Consider the following 17,487-nt stretch of genomic DNA (forward strand, 5'->3'; position numbering starts at 1 on the left):
CTACCCCACCAACTCCTCTTTCACCTGCATGGCCAAATCAAACGAATGCAAACGTGCCTGGTGATCGAAAATCTGGCCGTTAACCATAATTTCATCCGCCTGCGTTTCGCGCAGCACCGCCTCCAGCCCGTGACGCACTTTCGCTTTATCACCCACCAGCGACATGCTCAGCGCTTGCTGTACGCCATACTGCTCTGAAGCTGACCACAGCTGATGCATATTCTCCACCGGCGGCGGAAGCTGGCCCGTCTCACCGCGACGCAGCTTCACAAACGCCTGCTGCATGGAGGTGAACAGGAATTCCGCGTCGCGATTGCTGTCGGCGGCAATAATGTTGATACAGACCATCGCGTACGGTTTCTCCAGACGCTCGGACGGTTTGAAGTGCGTGCGGTAGAGATGCAGTGCCTGATGCAGCATATCCGGCGCGAAATGCGAGGCAAACGCAAACGGCAGCCCCAGCTGGGCTGCGAGCTGCGCGCTGTAGAGGCTTGAGCCCAGCAGCCAGACCGGGATCTTCTCGCCGTAACCCGGTACCGGGCGCACGTGCGGGTTCGGGTCACGCGCGTCGAACCAGTCCACCAGTTCGGCCACGTCGCGCGGGAAGTTGTCGATATCGCCGCTCATATGGCGGCGCAGGGCGCGCATGGTCGGCTGATCGCTGCCCGGCGCACGGCCAAGCCCTAAATCAATACGGCCCGGATAGAGGGTATTCAGCGTGCCGAACTGCTCGGCGATCACCAGCGGGGCGTGGTTCGGCAGCATCACGCCGCCGGAGCCCAGGTGCAGCGTGGTGGTATTTGCCGCCAGATAACCAATCAGTACCGAGGTAGCGGCACTGGCAATGCCCACCATGTTGTGATGTTCGGCCAGCCAGTAGCGGTGATAGCCACGCTTTTCGGCCAGCTGAGCCAGATCCAGAGAGTGCGAAAAGGCTTCTCTTGCCGAGGCGCCTTGTGGGATCGGCGCCAGATCCAGCACCGAAAACGGAAGGGTTTTGTCAGTCATAACAGCTCACTTTGTCGACGGTGAATCTTTAATACTGCATTAAAAAATGATAACCGTTGTTAACAAAGTGAGCCTTTTTTAGGCCTGAAGTTCCAGCCCGGCCAGACGCTTCCAGTAGCCGTTACAGTCGCTGTTTGCCGTCAGCGGCAGCGGAGCAGCGCCGTTTTCGTTAGCGCGGAAGGCGTCCAGCATCGCGAACACGCCGGTATCCAGCGGTGACAGGCGCACCATATCGACCAGCCCGTCCATCGACGCCAGCTCGTTGCCCAGGTTATAGACATAGCCGCTCATGGTCTGAATACCGTTGAGAACAAACACCTGCTGATTCTCCTGCGACAGCATGCTGCGCCCGTTCGGATACTTAATGCAGCAGGTTTCGCACTCGTCTTTCGGACGATCTTCCGAGCGTGCGGTAAAGCAGCGGGCGGAATAGGCCAGCGGCAGATGCCCGTAGCTCAGCACTTCCACTTCAAACTTGTTGCGAATGCCCAGCTCTTGACACTGCGTGAGCAGGTTTGCCAGCCAGTCGCGGGAGAGTTCCACCGGCATGCACCAGCGCGTCATCCCCTGTTTGAGCAGCAGGCGCAGGGTCACCGCGTTGTAGCAGTTCAGGGCATGACCCGCGACAAACGGCAGCTTGCGCTCGGCACACATGTTCACCACGCCGAGATCGCTCGCTTCCAGCAGGAACTCGCCGTTCTCAACGTAGCGTTTCAACTCGCCCAGTTCAGAAGAGGCCTGCACCAGCGCGAGCGTGGAAAGCACCACCTGTTTGCCGCTTCCCGCCAGGCTTTTCGCCATCTCCAGCCAGTCGCCCACTTTCGTCGCCCTGCGTTTGCTGCACACCGCTTCGCCGAGGTAAATCACATCGGCGCTGCTGGTGGCGGCCTGTTGGTAAAAATCTTCCAGCGTCTCTTTTGGCCAGTAGTAAAGCACCGGCCCTAATGAATATTTCATGATTTTCTCACTGCCATTTACGGTGATACGCGCCCAGCGTGGTTTGCGTGCCTTCGGACATCGATCCGAGCGTCTCCATCCAGGCCAGCTGCGGCGCGTAGTTCTGCGGGTCCGCCATGCAGCGGTCGATAGCCTGACGCCACACTTTCGCCACCTGGCTCACGTATGCCGGGCTGCGCTGGCGACCTTCAATTTTCACCGAGGCGATATTGGCCGCCAGCAGTTCCGGCAGCAGCTCCAGCGTGTTAAGGCTGGTGGGCTCTTCCAGCGCGTGGTAACGCTCGCCGTCCACCAGATAGCGGCCTTTACACAGGGTGGGATAACCGGCGTTTTCACCGTCCTGATAGCGGTCAATCAGCACTTCGTTCAGGCGTGATTCCAGCCCCTGCGGCGTTTGCTGCCAGCGGACAAAGCGGGCAGGGGAACAGGCCCCGACGGTATTTGGCGACTCGCCGGTTAAATACGAGGAAAGATAGCAACGGCCTTCGGCCATAATGCACAGGCTACCAAAGGCAAAAACTTCCAGCGGCACTGGCGTGACGCGTGCGAGTTGCTTAACCTGATGAATAGAGAGTACGCGCGGCAGCACCACGCGGGCCACGTCAAAGTTTCGGTGATAAAAACGTACGGCCTCTTCGTTGGTGGCAGATGCCTGAACAGAGACGTGGCGCTCAATATGGGGATAGCGTTCTGCCGCATACTCAAGCATGGCGAGGTCGGCCAGAATCAGCGCATCGGCACCCAGCTGTGCCGCCATATCCACCGCGCGCTGCCAGCGGGCGTAGCCGTCAGGATGAGCAAAGGTATTGATGGCGATATGCAGCTTGCGGCGGTGCTGATGAACGAAGTTAACGGCTTCCTGAAGCTTTTTCTCCGTAAAGTTGAGGCCAGCAAAATGGCGGGCATTGGTGTCATCTTTCAGCCCGATATAGACCGCATCGGCCCCATTTTCGATGGCCGCCTTAAGCGCCGGAAGGTTTCCGGCAGGGCAGAGCAGCTCCATAATTTATCCTGATGTTGTCGATCGCAAAAATGTTAACGAGCTGGGATTTTAATTAACCCATACGCGACAATTTTTGATTTAAGGCAGCTAATGGCGTATTGATGGCACCAATAATGAGGTTGTCCGGACGACGGTTTGTTGATTTACGCCGCTATGTTATGCGTCGGATATGGCAAAATAGCAGGACTATAGATATCAGGGAGTAAAGCTCGTGCTGGATAAACTGCGTTCACGTCTCGTACAATTTGGCCCATCAATGCTGAGCGTGCCGGTAAAGCTGGCGCCGTTCGCGCTTAAACGTCAGGTGCTGGAGCAGGTCCTGAGCTGGCAGTTCCGCCAGGCGCTGCAGGATGGCGAGCTGGAATTCCTGGAAGGCCGCTGGTTGAGCATTGAGGTACGTGACATCGGGCTGCGCTGGTTTACCTCCGTTGAGAATGACCAGCTGATCGTCCGCGAAACCGCCGAGGCGGACGTGAGCTTTAGCGCCAACGCCAGCGATCTGCTGATGATCGCCGCGCGCAAGCAGGATCCGGATACGCTCTTCTTCCAGCGCCGTCTGGTGATTGAAGGCGACACGGAGCTGGGCCTGTACGTTAAGAATTTAATGGATGCCATTGAGCTGGAGCAGATGCCGAAAGCGCTGCGCGTGATGTTAATGCAAATGGCAGATTTCGTTGAGGCCGGGCTGAAAACCCCGCCGGACAGTAAACACACTTCAGTAGGTGAGCCATGCTGATTCGAGTCGAAATTGGGATTGATGCACCGGGTATCGATGCGTTATTACGCCGCGCTTTTGAGAGCGATGCGGAAGCCCAACTGGTCCACGATCTCCGTGAAGACGGCCTGATCACGCTGGGGCTGGTTGCCACCGATGATGAAGGTCAGGTGGTAGGCTATGTTGCCTTCAGTCCGGTCATCGTTCAGGGCGAAGAGCTGCAGTGGGTCGGTATGGCACCGCTGGCGGTGGATGAAAACTATCGCGGGCAGGGGTTGGCGCGCCAGCTGGTCTATGAAGGGCTGGATTCGCTCAATGAGTTCGGTTATGCGGCCGTTGTAACGCTGGGCGATCCGGCATTCTATGGCCGTTTGGGCTTCGAGCAGGCCGCGCATTACGATCTGCGCTGCCGCTGGCCGGGTACGGAATCCGCTTTCCAGGTGCACCGTCTGGCGGACGACGCGCTCAACGGCGTCAATGGTCTGGTTGAATACCACGACCATTTCAATCGCTTTTAATCAGGCTCTCGCGTAGCGCCTCAAAGGAGCCGTCTCCGGTCACGAGGCGCTCTTTCTGGCGCTTCGTCAGCTGTTTGATGCGGTATTCCAGCCTGAGCGCCAACGATCGGTCACCGACGGGCGCCGAAAAGGCGAGCTGTAATTCTCCTTTCCCCCGCAGCGCTTTTGCCCCTTTCCCCGTTTGATGTTGTAAAAAACGCCGCGCCACATCGGTGGTGATCCCGGTGTAGAGTGCGTTATCAGCGGTTCGGACAAGATAGAGAAACCAGCACACGGTAAACAGATTCAGTATGTTAAGGTGAACGCACCATAGCATGAGAGAGAACGAAAATGGAAACACTGGCCGCCATTAACCGCTGGCTGGCGAAGCAGCACGTCGTCACCTGGTGCGTCTACAGCGAGGGTGAGATGTGGTGCGCAAACGCGTTTTACTACTACGATCCGGAGCGCGTCGCATTTTACGTCATGAGCGAAGACAAAACGCGTCATGCGCAGATGACCGGCCAGCAGGCAAAAGTCGCGGGCACGGTAAATGGCCAGCCGAAAACAGTCGCGCTGATCCGTGGGGTACAGTTTAAAGGGGAAATCCGTCGCCTGGACGGAGAAGAGAGCGACGCGCGTCGCAAGCACTACACGCGCCGCTTTCCGGTCGCCGCTGCGCTAAAAGCCCCGGTGTGGGAAATCCGCCTCGATGAGCTGAAATTTACCGACAACACCCTGGGCTTTGGCAAGAAGCTGCACTGGTTACGCGCCGAGCAGGCGTAGCGCTTCGCGGTTAAACGCCGGGAGATCGTCCGGTGTCCGGCTGGTGATCAGCTGGTCTTTGTCGTTGACCACCTCCTGATCGTAAAACTCGGCGCCCGCATTTTTCAGATCGATAACGATCGGTTTCACCGCCGTGAGCTTACGCCCGCGTACAACCTCCGCGCTGATGAGCAGCTGCGGCCCGTGACAGATGGCAAAGACCGGTTTGCCGGTAGAGACAAAGTCCCGTGTGAAGGTCACGAAGCGCTCGTCTCCGCGCAGGGAATCCGGTGAATGGCCGCCGGGTAAAAGCAGGGCGTCAAAATCTGAGGGGCTCACGTTATCGATAGTCTCGTCGATGGTCACGCTGGCCTCGCCCTTATGGCCTTTCACCGTTTTGCCCGCCTCTTTCTCGATGGTGATGACCTCATGTCCCGCCTTGCGGAACGCCTCTGCAGGAGAGGTGAATTCTGAATCTTCAAACTCGTCGGTAATCAAGACTGCGATTTTCTTGCCCATGTTTCCTCCGTTGTTTTGGCTTCAGACTGATTTTTCTCCGCTTGTGGTAAATACTTACCTGTAACAGACTTCTAAGTGTGGTCGACGACGCCGAGTTCGCAAACGGACAATTCTGTAAAGGGGATACGATGAGTCAGGTATTGATTACCGGTGCTACCGGATTAGTGGGCGATCATCTGCTGCGGCTGCTGATTCAGGATCGCCGCGTGAACTACATCGCCGCCCCGACGCGTCGACCGCTGGTGGACATCTCCGGGGTCTTTAATCCGCACGATCCCCAACTGACGGATGCGCTGGCGCAGGTCCAGGACCCGATTGATATCGCCTTTTGCTGTCTGGGCACCACGCGGCGGGAGGCGGGGAGCAAAGAGGCATTTATCCACGCCGACTATACGCTGGTGGTGGACACCGCGCTTACGGCGAAAAAGCTGGGAGCCAGACATTTTCTGGTGGTCAGCGCGCTGGGCGCCAGTGCCGGATCGCCTTTCTTCTACAACAAGGTGAAGGGCAAGATGGAGGATGCGCTGATTGCGCAGAAATGGGAGCAGCTGACGATTGTGCGCCCCTCAATGCTGATCGGCCACCGGGACGAGCGCCGCTTTAACGAGTCGATATTTGCCCCGCTGTTTCGGATCCTGCCCGGCAACTGGAAATCTATCGAGGCGCGGGACGTCGCGCGTGCGCTGTTAAAAGAGGGACTGGCTCCGTCGAAAGCGGGCGTAAACATTATCCCTTCGGCAAAACTGCGTGAAATCGCGCAGGGCGAGGCGTAAACTCCCCCGGCTAATTACTCATACTCTCCGGGGAATGCTATGACTGGTCAGTCTTCATCTCAGGCGGCAACACCTGTTCAATGGTGGAAGCCCGCACTCTTCTTTCTCGTGGTCATTGTTGGCCTTTGGTACGTGAAATGGCAACCGTACTACGGCAAAGCCTTCACCGCCGCCGAAACGCACAGCATCGGTAAATCTATTCTCGCTCAGGCGGATGCCAGCCCGCTTCAGGCGGCGTGGGACTATGCCATGGTCTACTTCCTTGCCGTCTGGAAGGCTGCCGTCCTGGGCGTGATCCTGGGCTCACTGATTCAGGTACTGATCCCGCGCAACTGGCTGGTGAAAACCCTCGGACAGCCGCGCTTTCAGGGTACGCTGCTGGGAACGATCTTCTCCCTGCCGGGCATGATGTGCTCCTGCTGCGCTGCGCCCGTGGCGGCAGGGATGCGCCGCCAGCGCGTGTCGATGGGCGGCGCGCTGGCGTTCTGGATGGGCAACCCGCTGCTCAATCCGGCGACGCTGGTTTTTATGGGCTTTGTCCTGGGCTGGCATTTCGCGTTCATTCGTCTGGTGGCCGGACTGCTGACCGTGCTGGTGGTGGCGACGCTGGTGCAAAATCTGGTGAAGGATAAGACGCCAGAGTCCGCGTCTGTTGAGCTGGACGTCAGCGAGCCGCAGGGCGGGTTCTTTGCGCGCTGGGGCAGGGCGCTATGGCAGCTTTTCTGGAGCACCATCCCGGTCTATATCCTGGCGGTGCTGGTTCTCGGGGCGGCGCGCGTCTGGCTCTTCCCGCATGCGGATGGCGCTATCGACAACACGCTGTTGTGGGTCATTGCGATGGCCGTTGCAGGCTGCCTGTTTGTGATCCCTACCGCCGCAGAAATTCCTATTGTTCAGACCATGATGCTGGCCGGCATGGGCACCGCACCGGCACTGGCATTGCTCATCACGTTACCGGCCATCAGCCTGCCGTCGCTGATTATGCTGCGTAAGTCATTCCCGGCGAAAGCGCTGTGGCTCACCGCGGGGCTGGTGGCGTTGAGCGGGGTGATGGTGGGAAGTATTGCGCTTCTGTGAAAAACGCCCGGTGGCGCTACGCTTACCGGGCCTACAAAAAAATCCCCTCACTTGAGGGGATTTTTTTATTTAATGTAAGTAAACGCGGTGGTGACGTGCTTCACGCCGCTCACCCGGCTGGCGATATCGGCCGCCGCTTTCCCTTCACGTTCGGTCACCAGACCCAGCAGGAACACTTCACCGTTTTCCGTTGTCACCTTCACGTTGGAAGATTTCACCTGGTCCGAGCCCAGCAGCTGGGAACGTACTTTGGTGGTGATCCAGGTATCGGAAGAGGCATCACCCAGGCCAATTGGCTTGCCCTGACGCACTTCGTTAAACACCTCTGTGGTCCCTTCAACGCCCATCGCAATCTGTTTCGCACGCGAGGCGAGCTCCATGTTCGGCGCCTGGCCTGCCAGCAGCACTTTGCCCTGATAAGCCGTCACGTTGATACGCGCCTCTTTCTTGATCTGTTCGTCTTTCGACAGCGCACTGTTGACGCGCAGCTCCAGCGTACCGTCATCCACCTGTGTTCCCACAGTGCGCGGATCGGTTGCCGCTTTGGTGCCTACTGCGGCAGTACCCACAACGGCCGCAGCGATACATCCCTGAAGCAGTAATGCAGACATAAGGACTGCGAGGGTCGATAAAGCCTTCATAAGAACTCCTTAATCATCCTGGTGAGGGAAAAGCGTGTTATCGATCAAGTCACATAAGCAGTTCACCGTGAGCATATGCATTTCCTGAATACGCGCGCTCCGGTGAGACGGAATGCGGATTTCCACATCCTGCGGCCCAAGCAGACCCGCCAGCTCCCCCCCGTCATAGCCGGTTAAGGCCACGATGGTCATGTCGCGGGTGACGGCGGCTTCAACAGCTTTGACTATATCCCGGCTATTGCCGCGCGTGGAGATAGCCAGCAGCACATCTCCGGCATGACCCAGGGCTCGCACCTGCTTTGCGTAAATTTCGTCATGCAGACGATCGTTAGCAATCGCCGTTAAGACCACATTATCGGTATTAAGTGCAATGGCAGGTAAACTGGGGCGTTCTGTTTCAAAACGATTGATCATGCTGGCAGCAAAATGCTGTGCGTTGGCGGCTGACGTGCCGTTGCCACAACAGAGGATTTTGTTGCCGTTTAGCAGGGATTGCACCAGCGTCATTGCGGCACGCGAGATAGCATCCGGAAGGGCTTCCGCCGCGGCAATCTGAGTCTGGATGCTTTCTGTGAAGCACACTTTAATTCTTTCGAGCACGTTATCCCTTTTAAATCTTAATTATGCGTCTTCGCCAAAAGCGTTTTTAAGCCATTCGATCTCATTTCCGGTGAAGGCTATCACATCGAACCGGCAATCCACAGTATCAAAACTCCCATTATGGCGGGCAAGCCACAAGTGGGCAGTCTGTAATAATTTATGTTGTTTGGCGAGCGTCACGCTGGCGGCAGCACCGCCAAAACGGGAGGACTGTCGAAAGCGCACTTCTACAAACACAATGACCTGACCGTCTTTCATGATCAGGTCGATTTCGCCGCCACGTCCACGGACGTTGGCGACGATAAAACGCAGTCCTTTGCCTTCAAGCCAGCGACGCGCCTTTAACTCCCACGCATCGCCGGTTTGTTTGCGGCTTAACTGGCCGGGACGATCTGCCCCTGCTGGTATTTGAGCCATGATAACTTCCTGTTAATCACACAATCCTGGGTCGCGGTCAGATCGCCGGTGTTGCCGTTAAGCTCGAAGCCCGGCACCTGACGCATCTGGGTAAAGTGGTTCGCCAGCGCCCACGCATCAACCCCCATCGCATACAGACGCGCCAGAGAGTAATCGTTACGCACCGCGCTCAGCGCCTGCTGCATCAGGGATGGATTGCTGCCGGCCAGCATCGGGATTTCGCTGTACTGCAGACCGTCCATTTCCAGACGGAAATCCGGGCCTGCGGTGCCCTGTGCGCTGCGGGAGCTGGCGTAGAGCGTTGCGCCGCTCTGGCTGCCGTTACGCATCGCAATCATCGGTTTGATAAAGGCGATCTCCTGCGGCGTGGCAACGATATAGGCCGCATCCACTTTACCGCCACCGCTAATCTGCGCGTCGGTTGGCGGCGCAGGGATCGTCAGGCCGCCAATCGTCACGCCCTGCTGCTGTGGCAGGCTCGCGGTGACCGGGCTACCGTTAAGTGCGATACCCGCCCCGCCGTTTACGCCTGCGCGCAGTTCAGAGACGGAACCGAATTTCTGCTGCAGCACCACGCCGCCGCCCAGCTTCTGCCACTCATCGGCAAAGGCATTGGCCACGCGATCGCCCAGCGTGCTGCGTGGGATGAGCAGCAGCGGAGCCTGCTTACCCTGCTCATGAATATGACGCGCCGCATCGCGGGCTTCATCTTCTGGAGAGAGCGCGAAGTAGCAGATATTCGCCCGGTTCTGAACCTGCTCTGGCTGGTTGAGCGCCAGCACGTTCAGCGTGGTATTGCTCTTCATCAGCTCTTCCACGTTGTTCTTCAGCAGCGGACCGACAACGATGCTCGCCCCGTCCTGCTGTACCTGCGCCAGCACCTGGTCAAGCGGCTGCGAGCTGGTGTCGTAGATTTTCAATTCAGCGCCCGGGTTGGCGCTGGTGGTTGCCACGGCCTGCGGCTGCGCGGCAGGTTGAGCCGCGGGTTGTGCAGGCTGCTGTTGAGGCTGTTCTGCTGTTGTGGCAGGAGCTGGCGCCGTTTGCGTCTCGGCCGGAGCCTGGGCCGCAGGTGCTGCTGTAGCCGGTGCAGCTTCAGCTGGAGGCGTCGTCGGGGCCGTCACAGGGTTTTGCATCGTGCCCTGCGCTGGCGTTTGCGCCGTGGTCAGGTCGCTGGTCTCTGCGGCGGATGGGCTGACAACATCATTATTCACATTAGCCGCCTGGGCTGCCTGTGCGGGAACGGCGCTGCCGGCTACCGACGTCGTGCCGTTTTTCGCCGCTTCAAAACCCTGCTGAATGGTACGTCCAAACACCGCCGCCTGGCCGTTGAGCGGCAGAAGGAGGGCGATTTTGCTGGTGGAAGCGGGCTTAAAGTTCTGCACGTTCACCAGCTGGGTTGGCAGCATTTTCGCGCCCGGGTTTTGCGGGTAGCGCGTCTGCCAGTCCGTAATGCCGGCTTTCAACATTTTTGGATCGCTGCGGTTGTTAAACCACATCTGCTGCAGATCCAGCCAGCCCTGCAGGACGTTTTCATCGGCGTTGATGACCAGCGCCTGCGCCTGTTCCTGCGTCATCGACGCCAGCGCTTGCCAGGTGGCATCAATATTTTTCTGCTTATCAGCACCGCCAAGCAGCGGCTCTTGCGCGACGAGCGCGCGGAGCAAGGTCAGCGAAGGGCGTCCCTGCTCAGCGGTAATACCCGCCTGCCAGAAGCGCGCCTGCTGGTTTTTATCCAGCGCGCTTACGTCGATATCACCGAGGATCTTCTTCGCGGCGGCATAATCTTTCAGCGCGACTTTCAGCTCGGCAGAGAGCAGGCTCTGCTCGCGACGCTGTGCGTCGTTAAGATCTTTTGGCAACTGGTTAAACAGTTCGGCTGCCCGCTGGGTTTTACCCTCTTTCAGCAGTGCACGAATGGCGAGTAATTGCCAGTTGGTCTTGGTATCATTTGAACTCTGCGACATTTGTTGCAGATAAAAGCCAGAATCAGCCTGAGCAGAACCCTGGAGATGGGCGGTGCTCTGGTCAGGTGCCTGGGTGCCACAGCCTGCAAAGATCAGGGCTGCCAGCAGAAGCGGCACGCTGCGCGTGGCTTTTTTTCGAAGAAACGTTAACGGTACCATACTGTATCCAGTGATTTTTTTACGCAATGCTCAATATTAAATCGGCAATACGGACGAAACAATGAAACAACACGAAACGGCAGATAATTCTCAAGGCCAGCTTTATATTGTACCTACTCCTATCGGGAATTTGTCTGATATTACCCAACGTGCGCTCACCGTACTGCAAGCTGTTGATTTAATTGCTGCTGAAGATACCCGCCATACCGGCCTGCTGCTGCAACATTTCGCGATTAATGCCCGTTTGTTTGCGCTGCACGATCACAATGAGCAACAAAAAGCCGAAACGCTGGTGGCGAAGCTGAAAGAGGGGCAGAACATTGCCCTGGTCTCCGATGCCGGTACGCCGCTGATCAACGATCCGGGCTATCACCTGGTGCGTACCTGTCGCGAAGCCGGTATTCGCGTTGTGCCCCTGCCGGGACCGTGCGCCGCGATTGCTGCGTTAAGCGCCGCAGGTCTGCCGTCTGACCGTTTCTGCTATGAAGGCTTTCTGCCTGCTAAATCCAAAGGCCGCCGCGACGTCTTAAAAGAGCTGGAAGCGGAACCGCGCACCCTGATTTTCTACGAATCCACGCACCGCCTGCTGGAGAGCCTGGAAGATATGGTGACCGTCTGGGGGGAAGGCCGCTACGTGGTGCTGGCGCGCGAGCTGACCAAAACCTGGGAAACCATCCACGGCGCGCCGGTGAGCGAGCTGCTGGCGTGGGTGAAGGAAGACGAAAACCGCCGCAAGGGTGAAATGGTGCTGATCGTCGAAGGGCACAAGGCGGAAGAAGACGCCCTTCCTGCCGACGCGCTGCGCACGCTGGCGTTGCTGCAGGCGGAACTGCCGCTGAAGAAAGCCGCTGCGCTGGCGGCAGAAATTCACGGCGTGAAGAAAAATGCGTTGTATAAGTATGCGCTGGAGCAGCAGGGGGAGTAATTCCTGCTGTTTTGCCGGGGGGGCGGCTGTGCGCCTCACCCGGCCTGCAAACTACACTGTGATGATCTCGGTGCCCGTTTTACCCAACAGTTCTTTTTCGTGCTTTCCGATTCCATCATCCGTAATCACACAGTCTATTTTTTCCATCGGCAGCACCTGGTTGAACCCGCGGCGATTAAATTTACTGGCGTCCAGCACTGCAATCACCTTATGCGCGGCAGCTGCCATCACGCTGCTGATCGAGTAGCCTTCATTGAACGTCGTAATGCCGTTGGTGGCATCAATACCGTCCGCGCCGACAAACATCAGATCTGCGCTTATCCCGGTCAGAGAGCGCTCAGCGATGGTGCCATGCATAGAGTGGGTTTTATGGCGCACGGTACCGCCACAAACCACGAGCGTAATGTCTTTATTTTCCGAGAGGGCAAACGCGGCAGGCAGGCTGTTGGTGATGACGGTGATATTGGCTCGTTTGGTCAGCGCTTCGGCGATGAGCATGGTGGTGCTTCCGCTGTCCAGAATGATCGTCATTCCCTCTTCAATCATGGCCGCGGCAGCCTGTGCGATGCGCTTCTTCGGGTCGCTCGCAAGTTGATAACGGTCTTCCAGCACAACTTCCTGATTTTCGCTTTCTGCCAGGTTGCTGCCGGGCCTTGCGGCGCCACCGTGAAAACGCGTGACCAATCCCTTTTCTTCCAGCAGACGCAGATCTGTTCGAATCGTCACTTCTGAAATGCCAAACATATTCGACAGATCCAGCACCATGACACTGCCCTGAGCGTTGACGAGGTCAACGATTTTATTGCGTCGCTCAAATGAGTTCATATTGAATTGCCTGATAATTAACTGCCTCTATTCTAATCGAAGGTATGCGAAAGGTGTACGGTAATATTCGAAAGTAAATGTGAGCCAGCTCAGGTTGCTGGCTCGAAGCACTACGCAAAGCGCAGCATAATTTTGCCCTGCATAGGCGCACCGTTTAGTCCTTGCACGGCCTGAGCAAAGCTGTCGCTATCGCCGATATGAGCAATAAGGGGCTTTAGCTGCAGTTTTTTCTCTGTGAGCAGACGGGCTGCGGTTTTCCATTCTTCACCCGGCCACGGGGCCGAATAATTCATCCAGCTTCCCAGAAGCGTCAACTCCTTACGCAGTATCTTGCCAAATGTCGCCGCAGGTAAGTTCAGGTCATGATGCAGCGTACCCACCAGCGCGACCTGGGCCCGCGGCCCGGCGATATCAATGGCGAGCGTAACGGTTTGCGGTGTGCCAGCAGTCTCAAGAACCAACTGATCAAACGGGTTGTCGCTCAAGGCGTTAAGGATGTCGTCTGCGGCCAGAGCGCGGCTATTAAACACCTGAGTTGCCCCCAGCGTTGTTGCCAGCGCGAGCTTATCGTCGTTGATATCGATCGCGATAACGCTGTTGGCGCCCAATGCCAGTGCACACTGCATCGCCAGCAGGCCGATAGTGCCTGCGCCGACAATGATGACGTTCTTACCCTCGCAGCCGGAAGCAAGATGAAACGCGTGTAGCCCTACGGTTATGGGCTCAATAAATGCACCATCTTCAATTGCCATCTCTGCAGGAAGGCGGAACAGGTTTGCTCGCTTCACCACGATATATTCCGCGTTGCCGCCTTCGCTGCGAGATCCGACAAACTGATACTGCTTGCAGAGCGAGAAGTAGCCTTTTTCACACGCCGGACAGGAAAAGCAGGGCAGTAATGGCACGCAGGCAACCGGATCGCCTGCCTTGAGATCGTGCACTTCGGTACCACAGGCTTCGACATGACCGCTAAATTCATGTCCGAGGGTGATGGGATAATAATGTGCCCCTCCGGCAAAAATTCGCGGAATATCGGAGCCACATAATCCTGAGCAGGCAATACGCACCTGCACATCATCCGCAGCCTGAATGTGAGGGATTGGACGTTCTTCAACGCGCACGTTGCCCTCAGCGTGAATTACCACTGATTTCATATTCACTCCAGAAAAAGAGGGGAGCATGGCTCCCCGGATATCAAGACACCGTCTGGCTTTGCGGGGTAGCGGCGTTCTTTTCTGCCGCGTTAAACACGCGGGCACGTCGCCAGGTAAGCAGGATGCCGGTGACGTAAATGGCACCAATCACGATGAACCCCCCCACGTTTTGCCAGGTGAACAACTGGATGAGCAGCCAGGTGACGGGTGAACCGCCCTGATCCATGGAGGCCACCAGCCCGCCCGCTTTCAACGCGCCAGCATTTTGCGCAAGCTGGGTGTGCAGGCCGATGGTCTGGGTCGCAATCCACAGCGTAATGCCCATGATGATGACGCCAGAGATAAGCGTGCGGAACAGGTTGCCCTGATGCACCGCGACCGCCATCGCCACAAAAAAGCCGATAGTGGCAAGGTCACCGAACGGCAACACCTGGTTTCCCGGCACCAGAACAGCAATCAGGATAGTGAGCGGTATGAAAATCAGGCTGGCGGAGACGACGGACGTATGGCCCAGCAGCAGCGCCGGATCGAGACCGATTAAGAACTCCTGCCCACCAAACTTTGCCTGCAGACGTTTACGGGCATGTTTAGCAATCGGCGTCAGGCCGTCCATGATCGGTTTGATAACGCGCGGCATCAGCAGCATCACGGCGGCGGTTTTCACGGCCAGCTGGAGAACGGATTTGGTGTCGTAGCCTGCCAGCATGCCAATGGCCAGTCCCATCACAAACCCAACCGTGACCGGTTCGCCAAACGGGCCAAAGCGTTTTTGCACGTCGTCAGCGCTAAAATGAATACGCTTCAGGCCTGGGATTTTATCGATAATCGTATCGACCAGAACGGCGATTGGGCCGAGGTAAGCTGACGAGCCGTGAGGGATGGCGATCCCTTCCAGACCGAAGAAGTCCCGCGTGTCTTTGGCAAACCAGTCCCCCAGCTTGTAAACAAACGCGGCGTGCACCACAACGCCCAGGATCCCCAGCCAGTAAGAGCCGGTTGCCAGGTGCAGCATCGCACCGGTGAAGGTCATGTGCCAGATGTTCCAGATATCGACGTTCACTACCCGCGTCATCCGCGTCACTAGCATGACAACGTTGACGCCAATGGCAACAGGGATAGCGATAAGTGCAATCTGTGATGCCCAGGTCATTGGGGATGAACCAGGCCAGCCGACATCCACCACGTGCAGGTTAATCTGGAACTGCTCAGCCATCGCTTTGGCCGCCGGGCCGATGGAGTCAAGCATCAGGCCAATAACCAGACCGATCCCGACGAAGCCAATGCCGATATGTAGGCCGGATTTAAAGCAATCGCCCAGCTTCATCCCCAACAGCTTAGAGAAGATGATGATGACGATTGGCAGCATTACGGTTGGCCCCAGATCGAGGATGTACCGCATGATTTCGGTAAACATGATCTTACCCCTCGAGGATGGTCAGAATTTTTTGCTGCAGGGCTTCGATGCCGACGCCGGATACAAACGGCATGCCATGCACCACCGGGATATCGCCAAAGGCTCTGTCAACTTTCGCCGTGGTACAAATCAGGTCTGCACCGTCCATATAGGTTTCGATTTCAGTCACCCTGCACTGGACCAGATCCAGCTCAATGTGGTGGGCTTCACACAGTTCTTTGATCTCTTCTGCTGCCATGGTTGAGGTGGCGACAGCACCGCCACAGGCAACAATAATTTTGCGTTTCATAGGGTACTCCTTTCTTATTATCAGTATGTTATGAAGCCCGGGCACAGGCGACAGGCTCAAGGATCGTCTCCCGTAAACGATCGGCCAGGTGCTCTGCGGGCGCAGCCAGCAGCATGTCCAGCACGTCCGGGTTTTGTAGCTCACTGAAAAGGCGGCGCAGCAATTTCATTTGCGCCGCAGGGTTTTCAACGATTAACGCGATGATGAGTGAGACGGCGACCTCGCCATCATCATCGGCCTGCTGAAAATGCACCGGTTTGTCCGGACGAATCAGGTAAATCGCGGGGCGTTTCGCATGTACGGCTTCGCAGTGCGGAATAGCGACCGCATGGCGTTCAAAGGCAATGCCGGTGGGGTAGTTCATCTCCCTTTCCAGAAGGGCGGCAGGGTAGGTGGCGTGTACAACACCGTTAGCCAGCATCTCCTCGCCAATATGCGCCAGCGCCTGCTGGCAGGTTTCAAACTCAATTCCGGTACGGACAAAAACGTGACTCATACACTCTCCGGCATTAGAGGGGTTCAGGGGTGCAGCCAAATCGATAGGCGCGTAATACATCCTGTATTTTGTCGATGATGAGATTTTGCGGTGTTGCGGCGATCTCATTCATCGACAATCGTTCGAACTGGACGGGCATAAACTGGCTAATCAGCCCCAGAGGCAAGGAGGTTGCGCTCAGATTAGCGATCAACTTCTCAACGCTCTGGCGAATGCGCGGGTGCGGCCAGTAGTAGCGAATGCGATCGGACAGGCTAAAGTGAATATCCACCATTGCCTGGCTCCAGGTGGGGCGGTAGTACTTCTTCCAGTAATCCGGCTCGTTCAGCATGACTTCGTCGATCACGTCAAGCGCATGGCTGCGTTGCTCAGGGGCGATGAGGGCCTTCTCCATTTGTGCAAGGGCAAAAATGGCTTCTCGCAGGGCAAAGGTAAGCGCCGGGCCGACTTTCAGGATCGCGAAGTGATCGCGAACCAAAGCACGATAGGCCTGACGTGTCTGGTAGTCGGTGGAGTGCGCCTCATAGACCATGGGGGTCTGGCGGATCCAGCCGGAAAGCGCCTCTGCCGCGTGCGGTTGGTAGTGAATAATTTGCGTATGGTCGAACTCCACGCCGGGTTGTACGACTATCGCAATCACGCGCGTCATCGCCTCGTCCAAACCGAGCGCGGCAAAGGCCTCACGATGCGTTTCCAGCGTCTGCGCGGCATCTTCCACGCGGGTAACATGAACGCTGTTAATACTGCTGGCTTCACCGCCGGGAACGGGAACCTCAGTACCAATCACATAGGTTAGCGCCGCTTTTTGTTCTTCAGTGGCCGTCTCTTCTGCCGCTTTGCACAGTCGGGCAGCACGTTGTGCCACCACCCCTGGCGGGAGTGGGACAGGATCGTCTGCACAGGACATTGAGGCGTCCAGGTGGATCTTGCTAAAACCCGCCGCGATATAGGCTTTGATCAATGCGATGGATTTCTCCATCGCCGCGTCAGCCGGTTCATTTTGCCAGCAGTTTGGCCCCAGATGATCGCCACCCAGGATCAAACGTTCATGCGGAAAGCCCACTTCTTTAGCGATCTTCAGAACAAAATCACGGAAATCAGCGGGTTTCATACCGGTGTAACCGCCGAACTGGTTCACCTGATTTGAGGTAGCTTCAATCAGTACCTTGTTGTCGGTATGCAAATCGAACCGCAATGCGGCTTCGATAACCAGCGGGTGCGCTGAGCAAACAGAGCAAATACCGAGAGCTTCTCCCGCTTTATGGCGGGTAATAATATCTTTCACGTTT

At 57.0% G+C, this 17,487-nt stretch carries 21 protein-coding genes; 6 read left to right on the forward strand and 15 right to left on the reverse strand.

Annotation, left to right across the window (positions count from 1 at the left end; all coding sequences use genetic code 11):
• From ACOTXI_RS11650 to ubiU, 3 genes are all read right to left on the reverse strand, one after another.
• The gene (locus ACOTXI_RS11650; RefSeq protein WP_008501479.1) at positions 1 to 1,008 is read right to left on the reverse strand and encodes a luciferase-like monooxygenase; all 1,008 of its coding nucleotides are present in this window, start codon (positions 1,006 to 1,008) and stop codon (positions 1 to 3) included.
• Between the two features lie 78 nt (positions 1,009 to 1,086).
• Positions 1,087 to 1,965 (reverse strand): U32 family peptidase, encoded by an 879-nt coding sequence (locus ACOTXI_RS11655; protein WP_008501480.1) that lies wholly within the window; start codon positions 1,963 to 1,965, stop codon positions 1,087 to 1,089.
• Positions 1,966 to 1,972: 7 nt separating this feature from the next.
• Positions 1,973 to 2,968, reverse strand: coding sequence for a ubiquinone anaerobic biosynthesis protein UbiU (gene ubiU, locus ACOTXI_RS11660; protein WP_008501481.1), 996 nt, complete (start codon positions 2,966 to 2,968; stop codon positions 1,973 to 1,975).
• Between the two features lie 211 nt (positions 2,969 to 3,179).
• Between ubiU and ubiT the strand changes: the two genes are divergently transcribed.
• Positions 3,180 to 3,704: a ubiquinone anaerobic biosynthesis accessory factor UbiT gene (gene ubiT, locus ACOTXI_RS11665; RefSeq protein WP_008501482.1), complete on the forward strand. Its 525-nt coding sequence runs from the start codon at positions 3,180 to 3,182 to the stop codon at positions 3,702 to 3,704.
• Positions 3,698 to 4,201 carry a GNAT family N-acetyltransferase gene (locus tag ACOTXI_RS11670; RefSeq protein ID WP_008501483.1) on the forward strand — a complete coding sequence of 168 codons (504 nt, stop codon included), beginning with the start codon at positions 3,698 to 3,700 and terminating at the stop codon, positions 4,199 to 4,201. The genes ubiT and ACOTXI_RS11670 overlap by 7 nt, the downstream gene beginning before the upstream one ends.
• On the opposite strand, the gene ACOTXI_RS11675 is transcribed toward ACOTXI_RS11670, so the two are convergent.
• Entirely contained in the window at positions 4,188 to 4,517 is a 330-nt protein-coding gene (locus ACOTXI_RS11675) for a GIY-YIG nuclease family protein (RefSeq protein ID WP_008501484.1), read from the reverse strand. The two genes, ACOTXI_RS11670 and ACOTXI_RS11675, sit on opposite strands and share 14 nt — an antisense overlap.
• A 14-nt stretch (positions 4,518 to 4,531) precedes the next feature.
• Between ACOTXI_RS11675 and ACOTXI_RS11680 the strand changes: the two genes are divergently transcribed.
• Positions 4,532 to 4,966 carry a YhbP family protein gene (locus ACOTXI_RS11680; protein ID WP_008501485.1) on the forward strand — a complete coding sequence of 145 codons (435 nt, stop codon included), beginning with the start codon at positions 4,532 to 4,534 and terminating at the stop codon, positions 4,964 to 4,966.
• Here ACOTXI_RS11680 and ACOTXI_RS11685 read toward each other — a convergent pair.
• Positions 4,946 to 5,464: a type 1 glutamine amidotransferase domain-containing protein gene (locus tag ACOTXI_RS11685; protein ID WP_008501486.1), complete on the reverse strand. Its 519-nt coding sequence runs from the start codon at positions 5,462 to 5,464 to the stop codon at positions 4,946 to 4,948. The genes ACOTXI_RS11680 and ACOTXI_RS11685 overlap by 21 nt on opposite strands.
• A gap of 128 nt (positions 5,465 to 5,592) precedes the next feature.
• Between ACOTXI_RS11685 and ACOTXI_RS11690 the strand changes: the two genes are divergently transcribed.
• Positions 5,593 to 6,237, forward strand: a complete 645-nt coding sequence (locus tag ACOTXI_RS11690; RefSeq protein WP_008501487.1) for an NAD(P)H-binding protein — start codon at positions 5,593 to 5,595, stop codon at positions 6,235 to 6,237.
• A gap of 39 nt (positions 6,238 to 6,276) precedes the next feature.
• Positions 6,277 to 7,314: a permease gene (locus ACOTXI_RS11695; RefSeq protein ID WP_008501488.1), complete on the forward strand. Its 1,038-nt coding sequence runs from the start codon at positions 6,277 to 6,279 to the stop codon at positions 7,312 to 7,314.
• Positions 7,315 to 7,379: 65 nt separating this feature from the next.
• On the opposite strand, the gene dolP is transcribed toward ACOTXI_RS11695, so the two are convergent.
• The 4 genes from dolP to ACOTXI_RS11715 are packed head-to-tail and all read right to left on the reverse strand — an operon-like array spanning position 7,380 to position 11,095.
• Positions 7,380 to 7,955, reverse strand: coding sequence for a division/outer membrane stress-associated lipid-binding lipoprotein (gene dolP / locus ACOTXI_RS11700; RefSeq protein WP_008501489.1), 576 nt, complete (start codon positions 7,953 to 7,955; stop codon positions 7,380 to 7,382).
• Positions 7,956 to 7,964: 9 nt separating this feature from the next.
• Positions 7,965 to 8,555: a DnaA initiator-associating protein DiaA gene (gene diaA, locus ACOTXI_RS11705; RefSeq protein WP_003861754.1), complete on the reverse strand. Its 591-nt coding sequence runs from the start codon at positions 8,553 to 8,555 to the stop codon at positions 7,965 to 7,967.
• A 21-nt stretch (positions 8,556 to 8,576) separates the two neighbouring features.
• Positions 8,577 to 8,972, reverse strand: coding sequence for a YraN family protein (locus ACOTXI_RS11710; protein WP_008501490.1), 396 nt, complete (start codon positions 8,970 to 8,972; stop codon positions 8,577 to 8,579).
• Positions 8,930 to 11,095 carry a penicillin-binding protein activator gene (locus ACOTXI_RS11715; RefSeq protein ID WP_008501491.1) on the reverse strand — a complete coding sequence of 722 codons (2,166 nt, stop codon included), beginning with the start codon at positions 11,093 to 11,095 and terminating at the stop codon, positions 8,930 to 8,932. Before ACOTXI_RS11715 ends, ACOTXI_RS11710 begins: the two co-directional genes overlap by 43 nt.
• Before the next feature lie 61 nt (positions 11,096 to 11,156).
• On the opposite strand from ACOTXI_RS11715, the gene rsmI reads away from it, so the two are divergent.
• On the forward strand, positions 11,157 to 12,020 hold the full coding sequence (gene rsmI, locus ACOTXI_RS11720) for a 16S rRNA (cytidine(1402)-2'-O)-methyltransferase (protein ID WP_008501492.1): 864 nt from the start codon (positions 11,157 to 11,159) through the stop codon (positions 12,018 to 12,020).
• Positions 12,021 to 12,071: 51 nt separating this feature from the next.
• Here the strand turns inward: rsmI and ACOTXI_RS11725 are convergent, their stop codons facing one another.
• The 6 genes from ACOTXI_RS11725 to gatZ all read right to left on the reverse strand — a co-directional run bounded on the left by ACOTXI_RS11725 (position 12,072) and on the right by gatZ (position 17,483).
• The gene (locus ACOTXI_RS11725) at positions 12,072 to 12,845 is read right to left on the reverse strand and encodes a DeoR/GlpR family DNA-binding transcription regulator (RefSeq protein ID WP_008501493.1); all 774 of its coding nucleotides are present in this window, start codon (positions 12,843 to 12,845) and stop codon (positions 12,072 to 12,074) included.
• A gap of 110 nt (positions 12,846 to 12,955) precedes the next feature.
• Entirely contained in the window at positions 12,956 to 13,999 is a 1,044-nt protein-coding gene (gene gatD / locus ACOTXI_RS11730; RefSeq protein ID WP_058655021.1) for a galactitol-1-phosphate 5-dehydrogenase, read from the reverse strand.
• Positions 14,000 to 14,039: 40 nt separating this feature from the next.
• Positions 14,040 to 15,413, reverse strand: coding sequence for a galactitol-specific PTS transporter subunit IIC (locus tag ACOTXI_RS11735; RefSeq protein WP_008501495.1), 1,374 nt, complete (start codon positions 15,411 to 15,413; stop codon positions 14,040 to 14,042).
• Between the two features lie 4 nt (positions 15,414 to 15,417).
• Positions 15,418 to 15,702, reverse strand: a complete 285-nt coding sequence (gene gatB, locus ACOTXI_RS11740) for a PTS galactitol transporter subunit IIB (protein ID WP_008501496.1) — start codon at positions 15,700 to 15,702, stop codon at positions 15,418 to 15,420.
• A 28-nt stretch (positions 15,703 to 15,730) separates the two neighbouring features.
• A complete protein-coding gene (gatA, locus tag ACOTXI_RS11745; RefSeq protein ID WP_058655022.1) occupies positions 15,731 to 16,198 on the reverse strand; it encodes a PTS galactitol transporter subunit IIA in 468 nt (155 codons plus the stop codon).
• Positions 16,199 to 16,211: 13 nt separating this feature from the next.
• Positions 16,212 to 17,483, reverse strand: a complete 1,272-nt coding sequence (gatZ, locus tag ACOTXI_RS11750; protein ID WP_008501498.1) for a tagatose-bisphosphate aldolase subunit GatZ — start codon at positions 17,481 to 17,483, stop codon at positions 16,212 to 16,214.
• Between the last annotated feature and the right edge of the window lie 4 nt (positions 17,484 to 17,487).

It is taken from the genome of Enterobacter cloacae complex sp. BZL2005, assembly GCF_049238885.1.
GTDB lineage: Bacteria > Pseudomonadota > Gammaproteobacteria > Enterobacterales > Enterobacteriaceae > Enterobacter > Enterobacter roggenkampii.